18 protein-coding genes and 1 pseudogene are annotated in these 20514 nt (G+C 62.8%); 9 read left to right on the plus strand and 10 right to left on the minus strand.

The genetic code is table 11. The features are described 5' to 3' along the window. From DBO85_RS06420 to DBO85_RS06445, 6 genes and pseudogenes are all read left to right on the plus strand, one after another. Positions 1-572, plus strand: a pseudogene (locus DBO85_RS06420) (electron transport complex subunit RsxC); the annotation flags it as partial. Positions 573-661: 89 nt separating this feature from the next. Further along, positions 662-1690: an RnfABCDGE type electron transport complex subunit D gene (locus tag DBO85_RS06425; protein WP_108106418.1), complete on the plus strand. Its 1029-nt coding sequence runs from the start codon at positions 662-664 to the stop codon at positions 1688-1690. Between the two features lie 2 nt (positions 1691-1692). Beyond that, positions 1693-2442, plus strand: coding sequence for an electron transport complex subunit RsxG (rsxG, locus tag DBO85_RS06430; protein ID WP_108106443.1), 750 nt, complete (start codon positions 1693-1695; stop codon positions 2440-2442). Beyond that, the gene (locus DBO85_RS06435; protein WP_108106420.1) at positions 2439-3155 is read left to right on the plus strand and encodes an electron transport complex subunit E; all 717 of its coding nucleotides are present in this window, start codon (positions 2439-2441) and stop codon (positions 3153-3155) included. Before rsxG ends, DBO85_RS06435 begins: the two co-directional genes overlap by 4 nt. A gap of 10 nt (positions 3156-3165) precedes the next feature. After that, entirely contained in the window at positions 3166-3804 is a 639-nt protein-coding gene (gene nth / locus DBO85_RS06440; RefSeq protein WP_108106422.1) for an endonuclease III, read from the plus strand. A gap of 107 nt (positions 3805-3911) precedes the next feature. Next, positions 3912-4094, plus strand: a complete 183-nt coding sequence (locus DBO85_RS06445) for a PA3496 family putative envelope integrity protein (protein WP_108106425.1) — start codon at positions 3912-3914, stop codon at positions 4092-4094. A 173-nt stretch (positions 4095-4267) separates the two neighbouring features. Here the strand turns inward: DBO85_RS06445 and DBO85_RS06450 are convergent, their stop codons facing one another. The 10 genes from DBO85_RS06450 to DBO85_RS06495 form a co-directional block, all read right to left on the minus strand. Next, on the minus strand, positions 4268-6886 hold the full coding sequence (locus DBO85_RS06450; protein WP_108106427.1) for a LuxR C-terminal-related transcriptional regulator: 2619 nt from the start codon (positions 6884-6886) through the stop codon (positions 4268-4270). Between the two features lie 330 nt (positions 6887-7216). Next, positions 7217-8581 carry a DUF1329 domain-containing protein gene (locus DBO85_RS06455; protein WP_108106445.1) on the minus strand — a complete coding sequence of 455 codons (1365 nt, stop codon included), beginning with the start codon at positions 8579-8581 and terminating at the stop codon, positions 7217-7219. A 30-nt stretch (positions 8582-8611) separates the two neighbouring features. Then, positions 8612-10390 (minus strand): DUF1302 domain-containing protein, encoded by a 1779-nt coding sequence (locus DBO85_RS06460; RefSeq protein ID WP_108106429.1) that lies wholly within the window; start codon positions 10388-10390, stop codon positions 8612-8614. Between the two features lie 289 nt (positions 10391-10679). After that, a complete protein-coding gene (locus tag DBO85_RS06465) occupies positions 10680-12044 on the minus strand; it encodes a DUF1329 domain-containing protein (protein WP_108106447.1) in 1365 nt (454 codons plus the stop codon). A gap of 30 nt (positions 12045-12074) precedes the next feature. Further along, positions 12075-13919 (minus strand): DUF1302 domain-containing protein, encoded by a 1845-nt coding sequence (locus DBO85_RS06470; RefSeq protein ID WP_108106431.1) that lies wholly within the window; start codon positions 13917-13919, stop codon positions 12075-12077. Positions 13920-14619: 700 nt separating this feature from the next. After that, entirely contained in the window at positions 14620-15531 is a 912-nt protein-coding gene (locus DBO85_RS06475) for an SDR family oxidoreductase (RefSeq protein ID WP_108106433.1), read from the minus strand. Between the two features lie 64 nt (positions 15532-15595). After that, positions 15596-16174, minus strand: a complete 579-nt coding sequence (locus tag DBO85_RS06480) for a DUF1569 domain-containing protein (protein WP_108106449.1) — start codon at positions 16172-16174, stop codon at positions 15596-15598. Then, positions 16171-17067, minus strand: a complete 897-nt coding sequence (locus DBO85_RS06485; RefSeq protein WP_108106435.1) for an alpha/beta fold hydrolase — start codon at positions 17065-17067, stop codon at positions 16171-16173. The genes DBO85_RS06480 and DBO85_RS06485 overlap by 4 nt, the downstream gene beginning before the upstream one ends. Further along, positions 17064-17846 (minus strand): class II aldolase/adducin family protein, encoded by a 783-nt coding sequence (locus tag DBO85_RS06490; protein ID WP_108106437.1) that lies wholly within the window; start codon positions 17844-17846, stop codon positions 17064-17066. The genes DBO85_RS06485 and DBO85_RS06490 overlap by 4 nt, the downstream gene beginning before the upstream one ends. Before the next feature lie 99 nt (positions 17847-17945). Beyond that, positions 17946-18395 carry a flavodoxin gene (locus DBO85_RS06495; protein ID WP_108106451.1) on the minus strand — a complete coding sequence of 150 codons (450 nt, stop codon included), beginning with the start codon at positions 18393-18395 and terminating at the stop codon, positions 17946-17948. A 213-nt stretch (positions 18396-18608) separates the two neighbouring features. Here DBO85_RS06495 and DBO85_RS06500 point away from each other — a divergent pair, with 213 nt between their 5' ends. The 3 genes from DBO85_RS06500 to folX all read left to right on the plus strand — a co-directional run. After that, positions 18609-19214 (plus strand): PilZ domain-containing protein, encoded by a 606-nt coding sequence (locus tag DBO85_RS06500; RefSeq protein WP_108106439.1) that lies wholly within the window; start codon positions 18609-18611, stop codon positions 19212-19214. Between the two features lie 191 nt (positions 19215-19405). After that, positions 19406-20116, plus strand: coding sequence for a dihydromonapterin reductase (gene folM / locus DBO85_RS06505; RefSeq protein ID WP_108106441.1), 711 nt, complete (start codon positions 19406-19408; stop codon positions 20114-20116). Between the two features lie 39 nt (positions 20117-20155). Further along, on the plus strand, positions 20156-20514 hold a 359-nt coding region (gene folX, locus DBO85_RS06510; RefSeq protein WP_108106413.1), incomplete at its 3' end, for a dihydroneopterin triphosphate 2'-epimerase.

The raw sequence follows: 20514 nt of genomic DNA on the forward strand, positions 1-20514 counted from the left end.
CCGTCGCCAAGCCCGCCGGCGATGATGCGCTGAAGAAGGCCAAGATCGACGCCGCCATGCTCAAGGCCCAGCTGCGCAAGCTGGAGAAGGTCGAGCAGCCCGACGCCGATCAGCAAGCCGAACTCGCCCGCCTGCGCCAGCAGCTCGAAGCCGCGGAGAGGGCCCTGGCCGACCTGGAAGCTACACCGACTGCTGCGCCCGTCGCCAAGCCCGCCGGCGATGATGCGCTAAAGAAGGCCAAGGCCGATCTTGCCTTCAAGCGCGCAGAGCTGCGCAAGGCCGAGAAGGACGGTGCGGAGGATGCCCGCCTGCAGGCCCTGCGTGAGGCGCTGGCGCAAGCCGAGCAGGCGCTGCACCAGGCCGAGGATGCATCCGGCAAGCCGGCACCTGAGCTGGTACGCACGGACAAGCGCCCGGTGGACGACCAGACCCGCGCATTGAAGACCGAAGTAGCCTTCGCCCGCGCCGACCTGCGCAAGCTGGAACGCGAGCAGGCCGAGGAGCAGGCCCTCGCCGCCGCGCGCGTGCGCCTGGCGGAAGCCGAGCGCCAGCTCGCCGAGCAGAACGCTTGAACAGCGTGCCGACAGACATGCGTCTCGCCTGGCGCGGCGCCAACCGTGGTCTGGCGCCGCGGTGCACAGAACACTGAACCGGAGCGTCAATGGCCCTGCCCCGCATCACATCGCCCCACGCCACGGGGAGCAATCGTACCCGCCAGGTCATGCTGCTGGTGCTGGCTGCAACGCTGCCCGGCGTGCTGGCGCTGACCTGGCTGTACGGCGCCGGCACCCTGATCAATCTGCTCTGGGCCAGTACCGTGGCTCTTGCTGTGGAGGCCCTGTTGCTGCGCCTGCGGCAGCGCCCGGTGCGCTTCTTCCTGGCCGACGGCAGTGCCCTGGTCACTGCGGTTCTGCTCGCCCTCGCCCTGCCGCCTTACGCGCCCTGGTGGCTGACCCTGATCGCAGTAGGCGGCGCCATCGCCTTCGGCAAGCAACTTTACGGTGGGCTCGGCCAGAATCCTTTCAACCCGGCGATGATCGGCTATGTGGTGGTGCTGATCTCCTTCCCGCTGGAAATGACTACCTGGCCGGCAACCCACGCCTTCGGCCCGGTCGATGCGTTCAGCCACATCTTCGGCATCGCCAGCCTGCCGGATGGCTGGAGCCAGGCCACCGCCCTGGACGTGCTCAAGATCAACCAGAGCCTGACTGTCGCCGAGCTGTGGCAGAACCCCGCCTTCGGTCATTACGGCGGCATCGGCTCGGAGGTAGTGAACCTCGCCTTCCTCGCCGGCGGCCTGTTCATGCTGCACAAGCGCCTGTTCAGCTGGCACGCGCCGGTCGGCATGCTCGGTGCGCTGGTGTTGATGAGCCTGATCTTCTGGAACGGTTCGGGCTCGGACTCCAACGGCTCACCGGTATTCCACCTGCTCACCGGTGCGACCATGTTCGGCGCCTTCTTCATCGTCACCGACCCGGTATCCGGCGCCACCAGCACCCTCGGCAGGCTGATCTTCGGCGCCGGGGTCGGCATTCTGGTCTATGTGATCCGCGCCTGGGGCGGCTATCCGGATGCGATGGCCTTCGCCGTGCTGCTGATGAACCTGGCCGCCCCGACCATCGATTACTACACCCGCCCGCGCACTTACGGCCATCGCAAGCCGGAACGCGGCTTCAAGTTGGGAGAATGAACGTGCTCCTGCCTGAAATCAGTCGTTCGATGTTGCGCAATGCGCTGGTGCTCGGCCTGTTCGCCATCGCCACCGTCGGCAGCGTGACCCTGCTGCGCCAGTCCACTGCCGAGCGGATCGAGAAGGCCGAACGGGCCGCCGAAGCCAAGGCTCTGGGCGAGATATTGCCGCCAGGCAGCTATGACAACGATCTGCTTAGCGAGCGTCGCCAGCTGCAGCACGAGCTGCTCGGTAGCCCGCGCGCGCTGCCCGGTTACCTGGCACTGAAGGATGGCGAGCCCAGCGCGGTCATCCTCCAGGTGGTGGCGCCGGACGGCTACAGCGGCGCTATCCACCTGCTGGTGGGTATTCAGGCTGATGGCCGCCTGGCGGGTGTGCGGGTCATCGGTCACCGCGAAACGCCGGGGTTGGGCGACAAGATCGAGCGGGCCAAGAGCGACTGGATCCTCAGTTTCAACGGCAAGTCGCTGCAGCAGCCAGACGAGGCCGGCTGGGCGGTGAAGAAGGATCGCGGCGAGTTCGAGCAATTTGCCGGTGCCACCATCACGCCACGCGCGGTGGTGGCCGCCGTGCACCGCGCGTTACGCTACTTCGACGCCCATCAGGACGAATTGCTCGGCCGCAGCGCACCGACAGCTGTAGCCACCGAGACACCGCAGCAGCCCACCGTGCATTCCCGCGCCGGCGCCGCAGGCGCCAGCGATGACCGCGAAATGGCCGTCCCGGCCACCCCGCAGGAGCAGACCCCATGAGCAATCCGAGCCTGCGCGAACTGACCCGCAACGGTCTGTGGAAGAACAACCCGGCGCTGGTCCAGTTACTCGGACTTTGCCCGCTGCTCGGCGTGAGCAACTCCGCGGTCAACGCCCTCGGCCTGGCGCTGGCCAGCATGCTGGTGCTGACCTGCTCGAACATCGCCGTATCGCTGGTCCGCGGCGTGGTCAACACAGCGGTGCGCCTGCCCGCGTTCGTGATGATCATCGCCGCACTGACCACCTGTATCGAGCTGCTGATGCAGGCCTTCACTTACGAGCTGTACCAGATTCTGGGAATCTTCATCCCGCTGATCACCACCAACTGCGTGATCCTGGGTCGCGCCGACGGCTTCGCCGCCAAGCACAATCCCCTGCTGGCCGGCTATGACGGCTTCATCATGGGCATCGGCTTCGGCGTGGTGCTGGTGGTGCTGGGCGCACTGCGCGAGCTGTTCGGCACCGGTGCGGTATTCGCCAACCTGGACCTGCTGCTGGGGCCCATCGCCGCCGACTGGCAGCTGACCCTGGTCGAGGACTACAAGGGTTTCCTGCTGGCGATCCTGCCGCCCGGGGCGTTCATCGTGCTGGGCCTGTTGATCGCGCTGAAGAACCGCATCGACCAGCAGCTTGCCGAGCGGGCTACTGCCGCCCAGCCAGTTGCCACGCCCGCGCCGAGCCGTCGAGTGCGGGTGACCGGAGCCATCGAGTGATGCGCACCCGATGAACGCAGAGAAGCGCCGCGAGATCTTTCGCCGCCTGCACGAGGACAACCCCGAGCCGAAGACCGAGCTGAACTACAGTTCGCCCTTCGAGCTGCTGATCGCGGTCATTCTTTCCGCCCAGGCCACCGACGTCGGCGTCAACAAGGCCACGGCGAAGCTGTTCCCCGTCGCCAACACGCCCGCCGCGATCCACGCGCTGGGTTACGACGGCCTGTGCGAATACATCCGCACCATCGGCCTGTACCCGACCAAGGCGCGCAACGTGCTCGAGACCTGCCGCATCCTGGTCGAGCGTCACGGTGGTGAGGTGCCGCAGAGCCGAGAGGCGTTGGAAGCGCTCCCCGGGGTCGGCCGCAAGACCGCCAACGTGGTGCTCAACACCGCCTTCCGCCAGTTGGCCATGGCGGTGGATACGCACATTTTTCGGGTCAGCAACCGCACCGGCATCGCGCCGGGCAAGAATGTGCTGGAGGTCGAGAAGAAGCTTTTACGCTTCGTTCCCCGGGAATATCTGCTGGACGCACACCACTGGCTGATCCTGCACGGCCGCTATGTCTGCCAGGCGCGCAAGCCTCGCTGTGGCAGCTGTCGGATCGAAGACCTGTGCGAATACCGGCAGAAGACCGAGACCGATTGAGCCGGACCGAATCTTCTTGCCCATTCGATTGAAAAAATCTTTTTTACCACCCGGATATTTGCCGCTATAAGGTCGGCAAAAGGCCTCCCTGAGCCTGGAGATATCCCATGAGTGGCAAAGAAGATCTCGAACTGGAAGACGACTTCGTCGCTGAAGACGCAGAGGAAACCGCCGAAGCGCCGGTGGTTGAAGTGGCCAAGACCAATCTGACCAAGCGTCGGATCATCGACAACTTCCTCGAAGAGCGACGATTGAACAAGCAACTGGCCGAATACGACTTCGACCTCTGAAAGCTCTCCGAGAAGGCCCCGCAGATGCGGGGCCTTCTCGTTGCTGCTGTCCTTGTCGCAAGGCACGCCGTTCCCGGCGCTTACCGCGCCCCGCAATGATCAAGGCCGGCGAGGCGCACTCCACCCTCGCAGGGTGCGACGGCAGGTCCGTGAAGCTGCTGCCGCAGCTGTTCTCAGCTCACCAGCCCCATCGACTTGGCCATCGCCACCGCCTGGGTCCGGCGGGCCACGCCGAGCTTGGTATTGATCCGCCGCGCGTGGGTCTTCACCGTATGCAGGGAGATGAACAGCTGCTCGGCGATCTCCTGATTCGAACAGCCCTGGGCGATCAGGCTCAGCACTGTCTGCTCGCGCAGGCTCAGCGGTGAACCCTGGCTGCTGCGCTCGGGCGCGGGCGCGGGCGTCCCCCCCATTGGCATCGGAGCGGGTGCCTGGCTCCGACGTGCCGGCAAGGCCTGGCGAATCCACTCCGGTTTGCGCTGCTGCAGCTCCAGCAATGGCCGCATCAGCTTCATCGGCTCGGCTTCAGCCACCGCTTCTCGCAGCTCGCGTTCGGCCTCGCCGTCCTCTCCGGCAACCAGCAGAGCCTCCGCCAGGGTAAATCGGCACTCGCAGGCGAACTTGCGCAGGCCGACGGCAGCACACTCCTGCCGCAGCACACGCAGGTCCTCTATCGCGCGCGCGCCATTACCCTCCAGCAGGTCGATCAGCGCCATGTAACGACGCAGCCGAGGCAGCAGGTCGTAACATGCCGAGGGCGGCAACAGCTCGCCGCTGCGATAGTGCGCAGCCACCTGCTCGAACGCCTCACGCGCGCGCACCAGGTCACCCTGGCGCAGCCACAGCCCGCCAGTGGCGAACTGGATCAGGCTCTGATAACGAACCTCGGGAACGTGGCGCCACTGCATCAGACGCTCGGCTTCGCGCAGGCGCTGGAATGCCACGCTTACCTCGCCAGCACGTGTCGCCAGCTCGGACAGGCCGAGGAAACCGAAGATGGTGTGCGCGTCCTCGCTGTCCTCGGCCTCCTTCGAGCCCTGCAGATAGGCCTGCGCCGATTCTGCGTCACGACCCTGGCTGGCCAGCAGCAGGCCACGCAGCAGCAGCAGACGGCCCAGCACCGGGCTTTGCTTCACCGAGCCCTGCAGATGCAGCAATGCCTGGTCAGCGAGTTCGAGCGCCCGATCCGACTCGCCAATCATGTCGAGCAGGTGGATCCGATCCAGATTGATCAGGGTTTCGAAGATCAGGCTGCCGTTGAGCCGGGACAGCCGCAATCCCTCGCTGATCTGTACTTCGGCCTCATCCAGCTTGCCTTCGGCGAGGGCATGCTGGGCCAGGGTCTGGTGACAGAGGGCGCGTTGCGACCAGGCTTTCGGGTTCAGCGCACCAAGCGCTTCCAGACAGTGCACGCGGGCGCTGCGATAGCCGCGCTGCCGCTGCAGCACGCCAGTCAGCGCCTGCCAGTGCGCCAGCAACTGAACCTGGCGATGCGCCTCGGGCTGCGGCAGGAAATGCGCAAGATCGGCGACACAGGTTTCCGCCTCATCCAGCCGGGCACAGATGATCAGCGCCCAGCCCTGCAGCATGATCAGACGCGGTGTGCTGGCAAACAGATCATGCGGCAACTCGTTGCGCCAACGCAGAAACTGGGAAACGTTGCGGCCGACCAGCAGCTGTTCCTGACCGAAACGCTGCAGGTAATTCGCCGCGACTTCCGGTTGGCGCGCCAGCAATGCATGTTCGACGGCCTCGCAGAGCAAGCCTTGCCCCGCGAACCACTGGCAGGCGCGCACATAGATCTGGGTTGGCGGAACGGCGTCGGGTAGTCGCGGCAGGACCTGGGCCAGCGGCCGCCAGACTCTGAACCACTCGCCGCAGCTATCCAGGGGCCGGATGAACAACTGGCGGGTACGCAACTGGGTCAGCAGGCTGGCCCCGCCCCCCTGCAGCACGTGCTCGCATAGAGACGCGGAAAAGCGTGGCAGGTGGACCAGCGAAAACAGCGCGGTTCGCAGCTCCTCGGGCAACGGATTGAGCACCTCGCGCTGGATATAGTCGCGCAGAAACAGCGTTCCGCCCTCCATGCGCTCGCGCAATGTGTGCTCGTCGGCATGCATCAACAACAGACAGACGCCCGCCAGCCAGCCCTCGCTATGGTGCAGCAGCAATTCACGGGACTTCTGTGGCACCTTGAGACGATGCCGTTCAAGCAAAGCGGTCAGCTCATCTGCGTCGAGCGCCAGATCCTCGGCCTCCAGCTCGCAGAGATCGCCCTGCAGCAGTAGCCTGGGCAGGTTCCAGGCGGGTTGCAGGCGGCTACTCACCCACCATTTGATCGACTCAGAGGACTGCTCCAGCAGCCGATCAAAACAGGCATCGAGCGCGGGGTCCGGCTCGCGCGGATAGTCGTCGAGCATCAGCCAGAGCGGCGTCTGGCGTGTGGCAAGGCGCTCGATAAACGCATCCAGTGACACGCCGTCGGCAATCGGGTGGTGCAACGCGGCGGCGAGCAGACGCAGAAAATCGTCGACCGCAAGAGAACGGCCCGCCAGATCCAGCCAGACGACCTGCGTATCCAGTGGGGCCTGACGCGCGCATTCGTTGAGCAACACGCTCTTGCCGAAACCCGCCGGCGAGCAGAGCAGGCGCAAGCGCGCCTCGCTCGCATGCAGCCGCGTGGAGAGCCGAACACGTGGAATGTAGGCTGGGGGAAGCCTTGGAAGCTGGACCGGTTGAATACGCGCCGGTACGGGCGAAGCCATGGTGCTTATATCGGGATGCATGGACATTGCATCGGTTCTCTCTGTTTTTATATTTGTGGAACCGTCAGTGACGCCCAGCAATCATATCGCCCGAAAGTAGTATTTCAAGCACTGAACGAGAAATGACCCAAACGGGTCTTAGAAATACGGAAACCAGGCGCCCAGCAGCACCTGCTGGCCAGCTACAACCCATTTCCTCGGCATCGGACTCGAAGCGCCCACAGGTCGCATTCGCACCCTCTTCGGAGTTTCAGCCTGATCGGCAAGGTATGCGGCCATCGTCAGTGGCTAATCCAGCTGGAAATCTCATAAAAAAAAGCGGCCCGAAGGCCGCCTTTTCTTACTGCGATGGTGCGATCAACGAACGCCTGCGTTACGCAGTGCAGCCGGAGTGAAGTCTGCAGCCGAGGCTTTGAAGCCGTACTGGAACGCACTCTTCTCTTCGTTGTTCAGACCGATCACCAGGTATCGACCAGCGATCAGGTCATAAAGCGTCTCGGCAGCATTACCCGAGACCTGACGCGCATAGTTATGGAACTGCATTGCCTCGCCTACGCGCCACAGCTGACCGCGACCGTCGTAATGCTCGGAGGCCAGGATGGCCCAGCTGTCTTCGTCGATGAAGAAGCGACGCTTGGCGTAGATGTTGCGCTCTCCAGACTTCAGGTTCGCTTCGATTTCCCACACGCGGTGCAGCTCGTAACGGGTCAGATCCTGATTCAGGTGGCCGGCCTTGATGATGTCGCTGTACTTCAGGCTGGGCGAAGCCAGCTTGTAGTTGCTGTACGGCACATACATCTCACGCTTGCCGACCAGCTTCCAGTCATAGCGGTCCGGCGAACCGGAATACATGCCGAAGTTGTCGGTGGTGCGCAGACCGTCAGAGGCGGTACCCGGGCCATCGTAGGCCACCTGCGGAGCCAGGCGTACGCGACGCTGACCGGCGTTGTAGACCCACGCCTTGCGCGGCTCCTTGACCTGGTTCAGCGAGTCGTGGACCAGCAGGACGTTACCAGCCAGACGCGCCGGAGCGGTCACGCGCTGTTTGAAGAACAGCAGAGCGTTGGCGGTTTTTTCCTGATCCAGACCATCCATCTGGTTCGGATAGGCAACTTCGTCCTCGAAGTGCACCAGGGTGTAGCTGCCGTTGGTTTGCGGAGTCGCCTGCACCAGCGAGCGACGAGCGTTGCCACCCAGGTAGCGGGTCAGGTGGTTCCAGATCACCTCGATGCCGCTTTGCGGAATCGGGAACGCGAACACGCGGCTCTGGGCATAATTCTGCAGGCCATTGCCACCATCGACCAGGGTCACATTCAGAGCGCTCTGCTTCGCACGCTCATACACATCCTGCGGATAAGCGACAGTACGATGAGTCTTGTACACCGGCATCTTGTAGGTGTCGGGGTAGCGCTTGAACATCGCGATCTGGCCTTCGACCAGATGATCTTTGTACTGCTCGTAGTTCTGGCCAGTGATGGTGAACTCAGGCTGCTCGCCCGCAAACGGGTTGCCAACGAAGTTATTGGCATCCACTGGTGCGGCGTCGGTCGGCAAACCACCGGTCCACTCCGGGATGGTGCCGGCGGCGTTGCCGGCCTTCTCCGCGCCGATCGGCGTGAGGCTGTTACCCAGCTTGGCTGCTTCCTCCGGGGAAACCGCAGCCATGACGCTGCTGGCCAGGAAGGACAGTGCCAGGGCACCGATTAGTTTTCTTGTTTTCATCTGCATGTGGTTCCTTGATCCGGGCCTGTCTTAGAAGTTGACGCCGACGCTGAGGGCGAGGAAATCGCGATCGGTCATGACGTTGTAGTCGCCACCGAAGAAGTCGGTATAAGCCAGGCTGGCGGTGTAGGTATTGCGATAGTTGGCATCGACACCAACGCTGATGGCCTTGGACCCTTCGTTGAATACCGGACCGTAGCCTTCGACGTCATGCGACCAACTGATGTTCGGGCTCAGGTTGACGCCAGCAAAGACGTTGCTGTAGTCCCAGATACCGCGGGCACGATAGCCCCAGGAAGTCGGAGTGAAGAAGCCGCTGGTGCCATAACGTGCACCTGAAAGTGGATCGGAAAAGTGACCATAGGCACCATCTCGACCGTAAGTGCGCGCTTCGAGGCCGCCAACACGGGTGGCACCGATCTCACCAACCACGGTGAAGCGACCTGCGCCCATGACCTGATCGAAGAAGTGGGTGAAGGTGGTCTGGACCTGGGTGACCTCACGACGGTTGTAACCCTTGTTGTCGAGACCGCCGGTGGCCAAGGCAGCGCCTATACCCCCTGAAGCAAGCGCGCCTGCCGGAACACGAGCGATGTTGCCGGTGTTGAAGGTCGTATTGAGCGCGATCGGCATGTTCGGTCGATAGCTGACCTCACCCGCCCAGGAAGTGCCGGTGGGCAGAGTGGTGGCGAAGCTCAGGCCGTACAGCTTGATGTCTTCCGGATACTCAAGGTAGTAGTTGCCAGTACCCAGCAGGTAGGGCTGAGCCAGTGCACCACCGGCAAAGGTGAAGGCACCCAGGATATCGGCGGAAGAGGCGTTCTGATAACCGACAACCGGGGTACGGCTGTGGTAGTTCATGAAGTAGGCACCGTACTCCGCAGTGTCTGCCAGCCAGCGCAGCGCGATACCGAATTGACCGGAATCGCGGGCATCGCGATCCTCGCCCCGACGAATCATTACGCCTTCCGGAGTGACCCGCACACCCCGGGCTCCCAGTGCAGCGGTGAAGGGAAGCACACCCGCCAACTGCGTACGGCTCAGCGCCGGGTAGTCCACGCAACCGTCGGCTACCACGTCACTGGCGAACCAGGTACCGCAGTTTTCAACGATGGTCTGGTCCCACTCCAACTGATAGAAGGCTTCCATGGCCAGCTGGTCGGTCAGGCTCTGCGAGAGATAGAGCATATTGACCGGCAGCAGCGCTTCCTTCACTTCAGCGCCAGGACGACGGGCCGCAGCGGCGTCGATCGGGTTGATGCTGTTGATCCCGTTGCTGATAAAGGTACTTTCACCCCAGCTCACCACCTGGCGGCCGGCACGGACGCTACCGGGCAGATCGCCCAGCGAGTAGTTGTGATAAATGAAGGCATCGAGAATCTGCGCGCCCGAAGACTGAGCGCCTTCCTTACGATTGGAGTCGTCGATGTCCTTCCAGGGGCGACCTTCATCCTTGAGCTCGAAGTCGTACCAGTACTTGCCGCGGACGAATACGCCGGTGTCACCGTACTTCAGCTCCAGGTCGTGGATGCCCTTGAAGATCTTCGAGAAGGTCTCACCGCGCTTGAAGTTCAGGCGGTTGTCATCACCGGTGGTAGTGAATGCCAGCCCGCCGTTCGGGGTACCGACGAAATCCGGATCCGCCTTGTCCATCGCCCAGCTCGCGCCCACGGAGAGCGAGGAGTCGAACTGGCCTTCGATGGCACCGATATTGAAATTGACGGCGTAGGCCGGGGCAGCAGTGCCCAGGGCGACTGCCAGGGCCAGAGTTTTCGGCTGGAAGATTCCGTGCCTTTTTGTTGTTGTCATAGGGCTCTCCTGGTTTATGAACCTAGGACGGCACCCTACTCGGCGAACTTTTGACGGTTAAGCCCACCAAGGACGTATTTGGCGATCACCCTTAGGACTCACTACCGAGTCCACCAGCGCCATCCAGGCCCCTTTGTTGCGAGCCAAATCACAATCACCCAGCCATTTGTCGAGCAAATAAGTCTGGATTGTTCCCAACATCAGAACAAACGGTCCCAATCCACCCATTTTTGTAACCTATAAAAAAAGCGGCCCGGAGGCCGCTTCTTCTTTTGTCGCGTTTTTACTCTTAACGAACGCCTGCGTTACGCAGAGCTGCCGGAGTAAATTCTGCAGCAGCGGCACGATGGCCGTACTGGAATGGCTGCTTCTCCTCGTTGTTCATGCCGATGGCCAGATAGCGCCCGGCGATGATGTCATACAGCGTTTCAGCAGCGTTACCGGAGACCTGGACCTCGTAAGAGTGATACTGCATGGCCTCACCGATGCGCCACAGCTGGCCACGGCCGTCGTAGTGCTCGGACACCAGAATCTGCCAGGTATCCTCATCGATGAAGAAGCGACGCTTGGCATAGATGTTACGCTCGCCCGGCTTCAGGCTGGCCTCGATTTCCCAGACCCGGTGCAGCTCGTAGCGAGCCAGGTCCTGGTTGAGGTGGCCGGCCTTGAGCATATCGCTGTACTTGTTGTCCGGCGACGCCATCTTGTAGTTGTTGTACGGCACATACATCTCGCGCTTGCCGATGAGTTTCCAGTCGTAACGATCGGGAGAACCCGAGAACATCGAGAAGTTGTCCGACGTACGCAGACCGTCAGAGGCAGTACCCGGACCATCGTAGGCCACCTGCGGAGCCAGGCGCACACGACGCTGACCGGCGTTGTAGACCCACGCCTTGCGCGGCTCCCTGACCTGGTTCAGCGAGTCGTGAACCAGCAGAACGTTACCAGCCAGACGCGCCGGAGCGGTCACACGCTGCTTGAAGAACAGCAGGGCATTGGCCGATTTCTCGGCGTCCAGGCCATCCATCAGGTTCGGGTAGGCCACTTCATCCTCGAAGTGCACCAGGGTGTAGCTGCCGTTGGTTTGCGGAGTAGCCTGCACCAGGGTACGGCGCACGTTGCCGCCCAGGTAACGGGTGAGGTGGTTCCAGATCACTTCGATGCCGCTGCTGGGAATCGGAAAGGCCACCACGCGGCTCTGCGCGAAGTTCTCCAGACCGTTGCCGCCATCCACCAGCTTGGTGTTCAGGGCGCTGGTCTTGATCCGATCGTAAACGCTCTGCTCGTAACCGACGCTGCGGTGAGTCTTGTAAACCGGCAGCTTGTAGGTATCGGGATAGCGCTTGAGCATCGCGATCTGGCCTTCGCTCAGGTTCGCCTTGTACTGCTCGAAGTTCTGCGCGTTGATCGTGAACTCGGCTTGCTCACCGGCATAGGGGTTGCCAACAAAACCGCGAGCAGCCTTGGGCGCGGCATTGGTCGGCAGACCGCCAGTCCACTCGGGAATGGTGCCGGCAGCGTTACCGGCTTTCTCAGCCCCGACCGGGGTCAGACTGGTACCCAGCTTGGCGGCCTCCTCCGGCGAGACCGCAGCCATGACGCTGCTAGCCAGGAAGGACAGTGCCAGGGCACCGAACAGTTTTCTTGTTTTCATCTGCATTTGATTCCTTGATCCGAGCCAGTCTTAGAAGTTCACGCCAACACTGAGGGCGAGGAAGTCACGGTCCTTCAGGACGTTGTAATCGCCACCAAAGAAGTCGGTGTAGGACAGGCTGGCACTGTAAGTGTTGCGGTAGTTGGCATCGACACCAAGGCTGACGGCCTTGGAGCCTTCGTTGAAGACCGGACCGTACCCGTCAACGTCATGCGACCAACTGATGCTCGGGCTCAGGTTGACGCCAGCAAACACGTTGCTGTAGTCCCAGATGGCTCGTGCGCGATAGCCCCAGGACGTGCTGGTGGCAAAGCCGTGGTAGCCGTACTGGTTGGCCGACTGGATGTTGCCCATGTAGCCAGCGCTACAACCGGTAGCAGGGCAATTGGGCGAACCATAGATCGAGTCACGACCGTAAGCCACGTCGCTCTGACGCTCCAGGCCACCGATGCGCATAGCACCGATCTCACCTACGAGGGTCATGCGGCCAGCACCCATTACCTGATCGAAGAAGTGAGTGAAAGTGGTCTGGACCTGAGTGATTTCCTTCCGGTTGTAGCCACGGATATCGGTGCCACCCAGAGCCAACGCGCCAGCAACGTTACCGGCACCAGCAAGTGCTGCAGGATTTGCTGCCAGCTTGGTGGTCAGGTCGGTACCGTTGATCTGCAGCGGGGCGTTCGGACGATAGCTGATCTCACCCTGCCAGGCCGTACCGGTAGGCAGGCTGGTGGAGAAGCTCAGGCCGTACAAGCGAATGTCTTCAGGGTACTCAAGGTAATAATTGCCGTTACCGATCAGTATCGCCTGCGCCAGACCGCCGCCGCCCAGGGCAGCACCGATGTTTGCCGCACTGGCGTACTGGAAGCTGACGTTCGGCGAACGGCTGTGATAGTTCATGAAGTAGGCGCCGTATTCAGCCTCGTCGCCCATCCAGCGCAACGCCAGGCCATACTGGCCAGAGTCACGCGCATCACGGTCACCGCCACGCGGCAAAACAGCACCTTCCGAATCAACCGTGACATTGCGCATCAGGAACTGAGCGCCGGCACCCAGTGCGCCCGACTTGGCCGCCAGCAGTGTCGGAACGCTTTGATCGTTACCAAAGTGGTAGTTCCCGGCACAACCGTCCGCAACCACATCGGAAGTGGCGAAGAAGGTACCGCAGTTATCCGCGATGGTCTGGTCCCACTCGAGCTGGTAGAACGCCTCCATGCTCAGATTGTCGGTCAGGCTCTGGGAAACATAGAGCATGTTGACCGGGATCAGACCTTCCTTGACTTCGGCACCCGGACGACGGAAAGCCGCGGCGTCAATCGGGTTGATGCTGTTGATGCTGTTACCGATGAAGGTACTTTCACCCCAGCTCACCACCTGGCGACCTACACGCACGCTGCCCGGCAGGTCGGCGATGCTGTAGTTGTGATAGACGAAGGCATCGAGGATCTGCGCACCAGAGGCCTGGGCAGCTTCCTTGCGATTGGAATCACTGATGTCCTTGTGCAGGCGGCTCTCATCCTTCAGCTCGAAGTCGTACCAGTACTTGCCGCGAACGAAAACACCGGTGTCGCCATACTTGAGCTCGAGGTCGTGGGAACCCTTGAAGATCTTCGAGAAGGTCTCGCCACGCTTGAAGTTCATCCGGTAATCATCGCCGGTCTGGGTGTATCCGCCACCGCCATTGGTGGTACCGACGAGCTTGCTGTCCGGCTTGGCGGTAGACCAGCTGGCCCCCACAGAAAGCGCCGAGTCGAATTGGCCTTCGATGGCACCGATATTGAAATTGACGGCGTAGGCCGGGGCAGAGATGCCCAGGGCGACTGCCAGGGCCAAAGTGTGCGGCTGGAAGATTCCGTGCCTTCTTGTTGTTGTCATAGGGCTCTCCTGGTTGTTGGTCTGACTAGGGCGCAACCCTACCCAGCGAGCGACAACCGGATAAGCGCACAAAGGATTGATTTGCCAGGTAATCCTTTGGAGCTACATGCAAGCCTGAAAGGCCCGATCTCACCACCTCGCGCACTTTCAAGGCGCGAAATAAGAACAGTATGTCCTTGCTAGCGAGCGCTACCTGTCGATCACCCCCAGCAACGTTGGGCTATACCACCATCCCACCGATGCCTGACACAGGCAGCTCATTTCTCCGCAAACCCAAGCGCGACGGGCCCCTCGAGGAACCTCAGTGCCATTACCAGGACAGGGCAGGCAGCAATCGTTACCATCGCGAGCCAGCATCGTTACCCGGTTACACGCCTGCGCCGCCCAGCACCTCCCACCCCGATCGCGGGCATGCCGGGCCTAGAAAGGCACCTGTAACCGCCTGGGTAAAAATCGTTCGTAGTGATACCGCAAAGCGAAAATTCGACCTCGCAGATACCTAGATGTAACCAGAAGAGTCGCCTTTCCCACTTCTTACAAAATCATCCAGGTGACAAGCACTCGCGCCCCGCCGTCACCCTGCCAGCCCAACCCTCGGGTCATGTCTTTTGCGAAGAAAACAAAAAAGGCCCGCCACCTTTCGGTAGCGGGCCTTTCGTCAGCGGCAGGCCGGTCTAGACCTGTCACGCTCTCACAGCTGTCAGCTGGTGAATTTCTGCAGGTTGGCCATCATTTCCTTCATGGCTTCGATGTTGTTCGCCGGATGCGCGGCGTTCTCGAAGTTGCAGATCTTTTCCCAGTTGGCCGCGACGTCCTCTGCGTCGAAGCCGGCCTTGGGGTCGAACCCGGCGCCCAGACTGCGCTCCCAGCGGACCTTGCCGATCCAGCCGCCGCCGACTTCGAACAGGCCGGAGGTTTCCTTGCAGGCTTCGCTACCGAGATAGACCACCAGCGGGCTGACCAGCTCGGGCTTGAGCTGCTCGAACACCTGCGGCGGGATCAGGCCTTCGGTCATGCGGGTACCGCCAGTGGGGGCGATGGCATTGACCAGGATGTTGCTCTTGGCGCCTTCCAGAGCCAGGGTACGGGTCAGACCGTAGAGGCCAAGCTTGGCCATGCCGTAGTTGGACTGGCCGAAGTTGCCGTAGATGCCGGAGGTGGACGCAGTGAAGATCACGCGGCCATAGGCCTGCTCGCGCATGTGGTTCCAGGCGGCGCGGGTGACCTTGTAGGAGCCTTCGACGTGAACCTTGTAGACCAGATCCCAGTCGGCGTCTTCCATCTTGTGGAAGGTCTTGTCGCGCAGGATGCCGGCGTTGTTGACCACTACGTCGATGCGACCAAAGGCATCCAGTGCGTTCTGTACGATCTTCTCGCCGTCGGTCACCGAGTCATGGTTGGCTTCGGCAGTACCGCCTGCGGCACGGATTTCCGCCACCACCTTGTCTGCGGCGGAGGCATTGGCGCCCTCACCCTGGGTGCTACCGCCCAGATCGTTGACGATGACCTTGGCGCCAGCTTTGGCGAAGGCCAGCGCGTGGGCACGTCCGAGGCCGCCACCGGCGCCGGTGACAATGACCACTTTGTCTTCAAAACGGATGGTATCGCTCATGAAAGGCTCCCTCGGGCAGATGCGTAAAAGATCGAGTGTCATGCAGCCAAACGGCTGCGTGCAATCAACCGCGCAGGGACTGAATGTCAGCCGATAAGGCGGCCGCATGATCGCCGCGCGGTCGGATCAGGCTCAGATGCTCGTACAGATGCAGGACATGCGCCTGTGCGTACTCGGCGTGATCCAGCGCACCATACGCGAAGTGGGGGGCGAGCGAGCCGCGATGTTCGGCGAAACGGGCGAAGGCATCCTCCAGGCGCTGCAACGCTCCGGCCAGAGTGGCCGGTTCGATCAGGCTGGCAGCGCCAGGAATCGGCTCATCCAGCGAATGACGCATGGCACCGCGCAGGCCGAACACGGCGAATGCCGCCGGTCCGAGACTCAGCCGAAACCATCCCGGCTTGAGCTGCGGATAACCCTCGAGGGAATACTCGACGCTCTGCGCGCAGTGGTTGAAGACGCCGGTCGGACTCCAGCCTCGCAGACTGATCAGCTCCCTGCCGCGCAACCCGGCCAGCAGCTCACGGGCCGCCGCCAGATTCGTCTGCGCCGGCGCCGCGCCACGCGGCAGCAGCGCGAATCCGCCGCCCAATAGCGCCACGCCGGCCGCAGCCGAACAGCCAAGAAACTTTCTGCGCTTCAACGGCTGCATTCCGCTGTCGTCAGGCGCTGACGGAATGCCAGGTAATGCTCGAGCACCTGCTCTGGCGCCTCGGCCTGCGGGTAATGGCCGATGCCCTCCAGCAGCACGGTATCGGGGCTCGGAACCAGCTCACGGTAACGGGCCACCATGTGCGCACCGGAGACCGGATCGGCCGCACCGTCGATCACTCGCAGCGGCACCGAACAACGCTGCAGGGCCGACACCCAGCGCTCACGCTGCTCGATCCGCTCGGGCATGTAGCGAATCAGCCGGTGCATCACCGCCACGCCATTGTTGTGCGCGATCAACTGCCAGTAAGCATCCAGCTCCGCCTCGCTCGGCTGTGTCCGCGCACCAAACACACGACCGAAGCTTCTGCCCAGCGAGCGCCGCGAGAACAGCCGGCCGATGAGGAAACCCAGGGGCCCCAGCAACAGCTTCTGCAGACGCACCGGGCGATGGGTTTCCGGAAACAGCCCGCCATTGAGAAACACGCAGCTGGCGAGCTCGATGCGCCCTTCGCAATGCCGCGCCAGCAACTCCTGGGCAACGCTGTCGCCATAGTCGTGGGCCAGCACATGGATCGGCCCGCCAATGCCCAGCTCACCGAGCAGCGCCTGCTGCAGATCGGCCTGTTCGATCAGGCTGTAGGCATGCCCACGCGGCTTGGCGGAAAAGCCGAAGCCAAGCATGTCGCAGGCAATCAGCCGATAGCGCGCCGCCAGCGGCTGCCAGAGCTTGTGCCAGTCCCAGCTGGCGGTGGGGAAACCGTGGATCAGCAGCAATGGCTCACCCTCGCCCGCCGTCCAGTAGCGGATTGGCTGGCCGCGAAAGGCAAGTTCGCGCGCGCGGGCGCGCCACTCGTCCAACCCGATAGCGCCGACGCCACTCATTCGCGGTAGCTCGGGTCCTTGCGATCGAGCTTGCGCAGCAGCGCCGGCCAGGCCAGCGCACCGCCCATGCCCTGCTTGCTGCGGGTCACGCCAGCGGCCATCGCCCGGGCGCCGTCGAGAATCTGCTGCGGGATCGGAATCAGCTCAGCACCGCCACCCTGCGCCAGTACCTGGATATCGCAGGCACGCTGGAAGGTGAACATCATCAGGAAGGCATCGGCGACGCTGGTCGAGCAGGTCATCAGACCGTGGTTGCGCAGCAACATGAAGTTGCGCTCGCCCAGATCGGCCTGCAACCGCGCCTTCTCTTCATGGTTCAGCGCGACGCCTTCGTAGTCGTGGAAGGCCAGGCTGGAGAGCACGAACAGCGACTGCTGGCTGATCGGCAGGATGCCCTGGCGCTGTGCCGCCACCGCCACACCGGAAGCCGTGTGGGTGTGCAGCACGCAGGTGACGTCCGGGCGCACCTCATGCACGGCGCTGTGGATGGTGTAGCCGGCCGGGTTGATGTCGTAGGGGCTGTCCATCAGCTTGTTCCCGGCCAAATCGACCTTGACCAGGCTGGAGGCGGTGATTTCCTCGAACATCAGCCCGTAGGGATTGATCAGGAAATCCTCGGTGCCCGGGACCTTCGCAGAGATGTGGGTAAAGATCAGGTCGTCCCAACCGTAGGCGGCGACCAGCCGGTAACAGGCAGCCAGATCGACACGGGCCTGCCACTCGGCAGCGGAGACCTGGTCCTTGAGATTGAGCGAATGCAGCGATTGGGCGACTGTCACGGCTATGTCCTCGTCTTGTTGTTGTAGCGACGGGGAGAGTCTAGCGGGCCGGCGCGACCTGACGAGTCGCCCTGCCGGCCAGCTTAGTGACCCAGCGAGTCAGCCAAGGGCGGCGAGGTACTCGGCGAGCCAGGGCTCGGCATCGAGTTCCGGAGTGACGGTCTCGCTGGCGTCCAGGCGCAGCATCGGCAGCACTTCGCGGATGCCCAGCTCGGCAAACAGCTCGCGGGCCTGTTCGCCACCGGCACAGTAGGTGTCGCCATAGCTCGAGTCACCCAGGCCGATCACCGCACCGGGCAGCCCCTGCCAAGCTGGCAGGCGATCACGGATCGCGTAATAGAGCGGCTGCAGGTTGTCCGGCAGCTCGCCCATGCCGGTGGTCGAGGTCGCCACCAGGAAGCCTTCGGGGGCGAAGGCCAGCAGTTGCTCCAGCGTGCCACGCGGCTCCAGCCAGACCTGATGGCCGGCCGCCTCGAGCAGGCGCCCGGCGTGCCGTGCGACTTCCTCCGCAGTGCCGTAGACCGAGCCGGAAAGGATGGCGATCTTCATGTCAGTCGTGCCCTTGTGCTGGAAAAAGCCCGGCATTATGCCTGCTACGTCGGGGAAACGCCGCTGGATATCTCCCTCCAGCGGAACCAAGACAGCTGCAGCCGGTCTATCCAGAGGCTTTCAGTCAACCACCGCTGCCTTTTGTACTTCCGTGCGCGCGACGTACCGCCAGCAGTTCGCTGCCCACAGATCGCCACCTCAGGTCCCGAACCGATGTCCAACCACCCCGTGCTGTCCCGAGACGAACGTGCCTTCCTGCAGCAACTGCTGGGCGAGGCGGCGCAAGTATCGCCGGGTACGGCGCGCAGCTTCCGCATCGACGGCGGCGAGAGTGGCAATGCCCTGCTCGCGCGACTTGCGCAGCACTCCAGCCTGAGCCTGGAATCACAGGGGGAAGATTTCCGCCTGAGCTTTCCTCTGGAGTTGGAACAGGACGAGTTCCACAGTCTGCAGATCAACCTGGGCACGCCGCGCATCTTCGAGCAAGGACCCACCCAGCGGCCCTGGCGCGTGCACATGGAATCGGCCCCGGCGCTGCTCGACGCCAATGGCTCGCCCACTCACCTGCGGGTGCTCGAGCTGTCCCCTAGCGGCCTGCTGCTGGAGCTCGGCGAAGGCCACATGCCCGAGCGTTTCTCGTTGTGGCTGGCGTTGCCCGAGCAGGAGCCGATTCCGATTCGCGGCAGCCTGGCGCGCGTCACCATGCCGGGCGTTGCGGCCTACCGCATCGAGCTGCGCCAGGCGCGCCACGCCGAACGCATCCGCCGTTTCATCTTTACCCAGCACCGTCTGCAGCATCCCGAACTGGGCCACCCCTGAGTCAGTCTGCGCTGTACATCCATCCCCTGCGCCGCGCAGCCTGACTGCCCGCGTCATTGGCGGCGAAATCCCACAGGTCGCTGTGGCCGTTTCCGCTGCCCTGTCACGGCGATTCACCCGGCAACTGGAACAAAGCCTGCACCTGCGCTAAGTTCGCCCCCTGTTCCGACCCACCCGTAGCCCGAGCCGCCATGTCTACCGATGCCGCCCCGATCCTCATCACCGGCGCCGCCCAGCGCGTCGGCCTGCATTGCGCCGAGCGGCTGCTCGATGACGGCCATCGGCTGATCTTCAGCTACCGCAGCCGCCGCGAGGGTGTCGAGCGCCTTGTCGAGCGCGGCGCGGTCGCGCTGCAGGCGGATTTTTCCAGCGAGAATGGGATTAAGGCATTTATCGCGCAGTTGTGCGAACAGACCGACAGCCTGCGCGCGATCATTCACAACGCCTCGGACTGGCAGACCGAGCAGCCGGGCAAGGAAGCCGACACCTTCCAGGCAATGGTCAATGTGCACATGCTCGCGCCCTATCTGATCAACCTGCGCTGCGAGGCATTGCTACGGCGTTCGGCAAAGGCCGACATCATCCACCTGAGCGATGACGTCACCCGCCGCGGCAGTGCCCGACATGTCGCCTACAGCGCCAGCAAGGCCGGCCTGGAAAACCTCACTCTGTCGTTCGCCGCACGCTTCGCCCCGCACATCAAGGTCAACTCGATCGCCCCGGCACTGATCCTGTTCAACCCCCAGGACGACGCCGACTACCGCAGCCGTACCCTGGCCAAATCCGCGCTGGGTATCGAACCGGGGGCCCAGGTCATCTACCAGAGCCTGCGCTACCTGCTCGACAACGACTACGTCACCGGCACCCTGCTGAGCGTCAACGGCGGCCGGCATCTGAAATGAACAAGCACTCCCTCTTCACCCTTCGACCCTGGAGCCCCGATGCCTAGACTGGAACCCGGGATGGCGCGCATCCGCGTCAAGGACCTGCGCCTGCGCACCTTCATCGGCATCAACGAGGACGAGATCCGCAACAAGCAGGACGTGCTGATCAACCTGACCATCCTCTATCCCGCCTCCACCGCGGTGGAGGTCAACGACATCCAGCACGCGCTGAACTACCGAACCATCACCAAGGCGATCATCCGCCACGTCGAGGAGAACCGCTTCGCCCTGCTCGAGCGGCTGACCCAGGAAATCCTCGATCTGGTGATGGCCCATCCGCAGGTGCGCTACGCCGAGGTCGAGGTCGACAAGCCGCACGCCCTGCGTTTCGCCGAATCGGTATCGATCACCCTCAC

Origin of the sequence: Pseudomonas mangrovi, from assembly GCF_003052585.1 — a bacterium.
Lineage (GTDB): Bacteria > Pseudomonadota > Gammaproteobacteria > Pseudomonadales > Pseudomonadaceae > Aquipseudomonas > Aquipseudomonas mangrovi.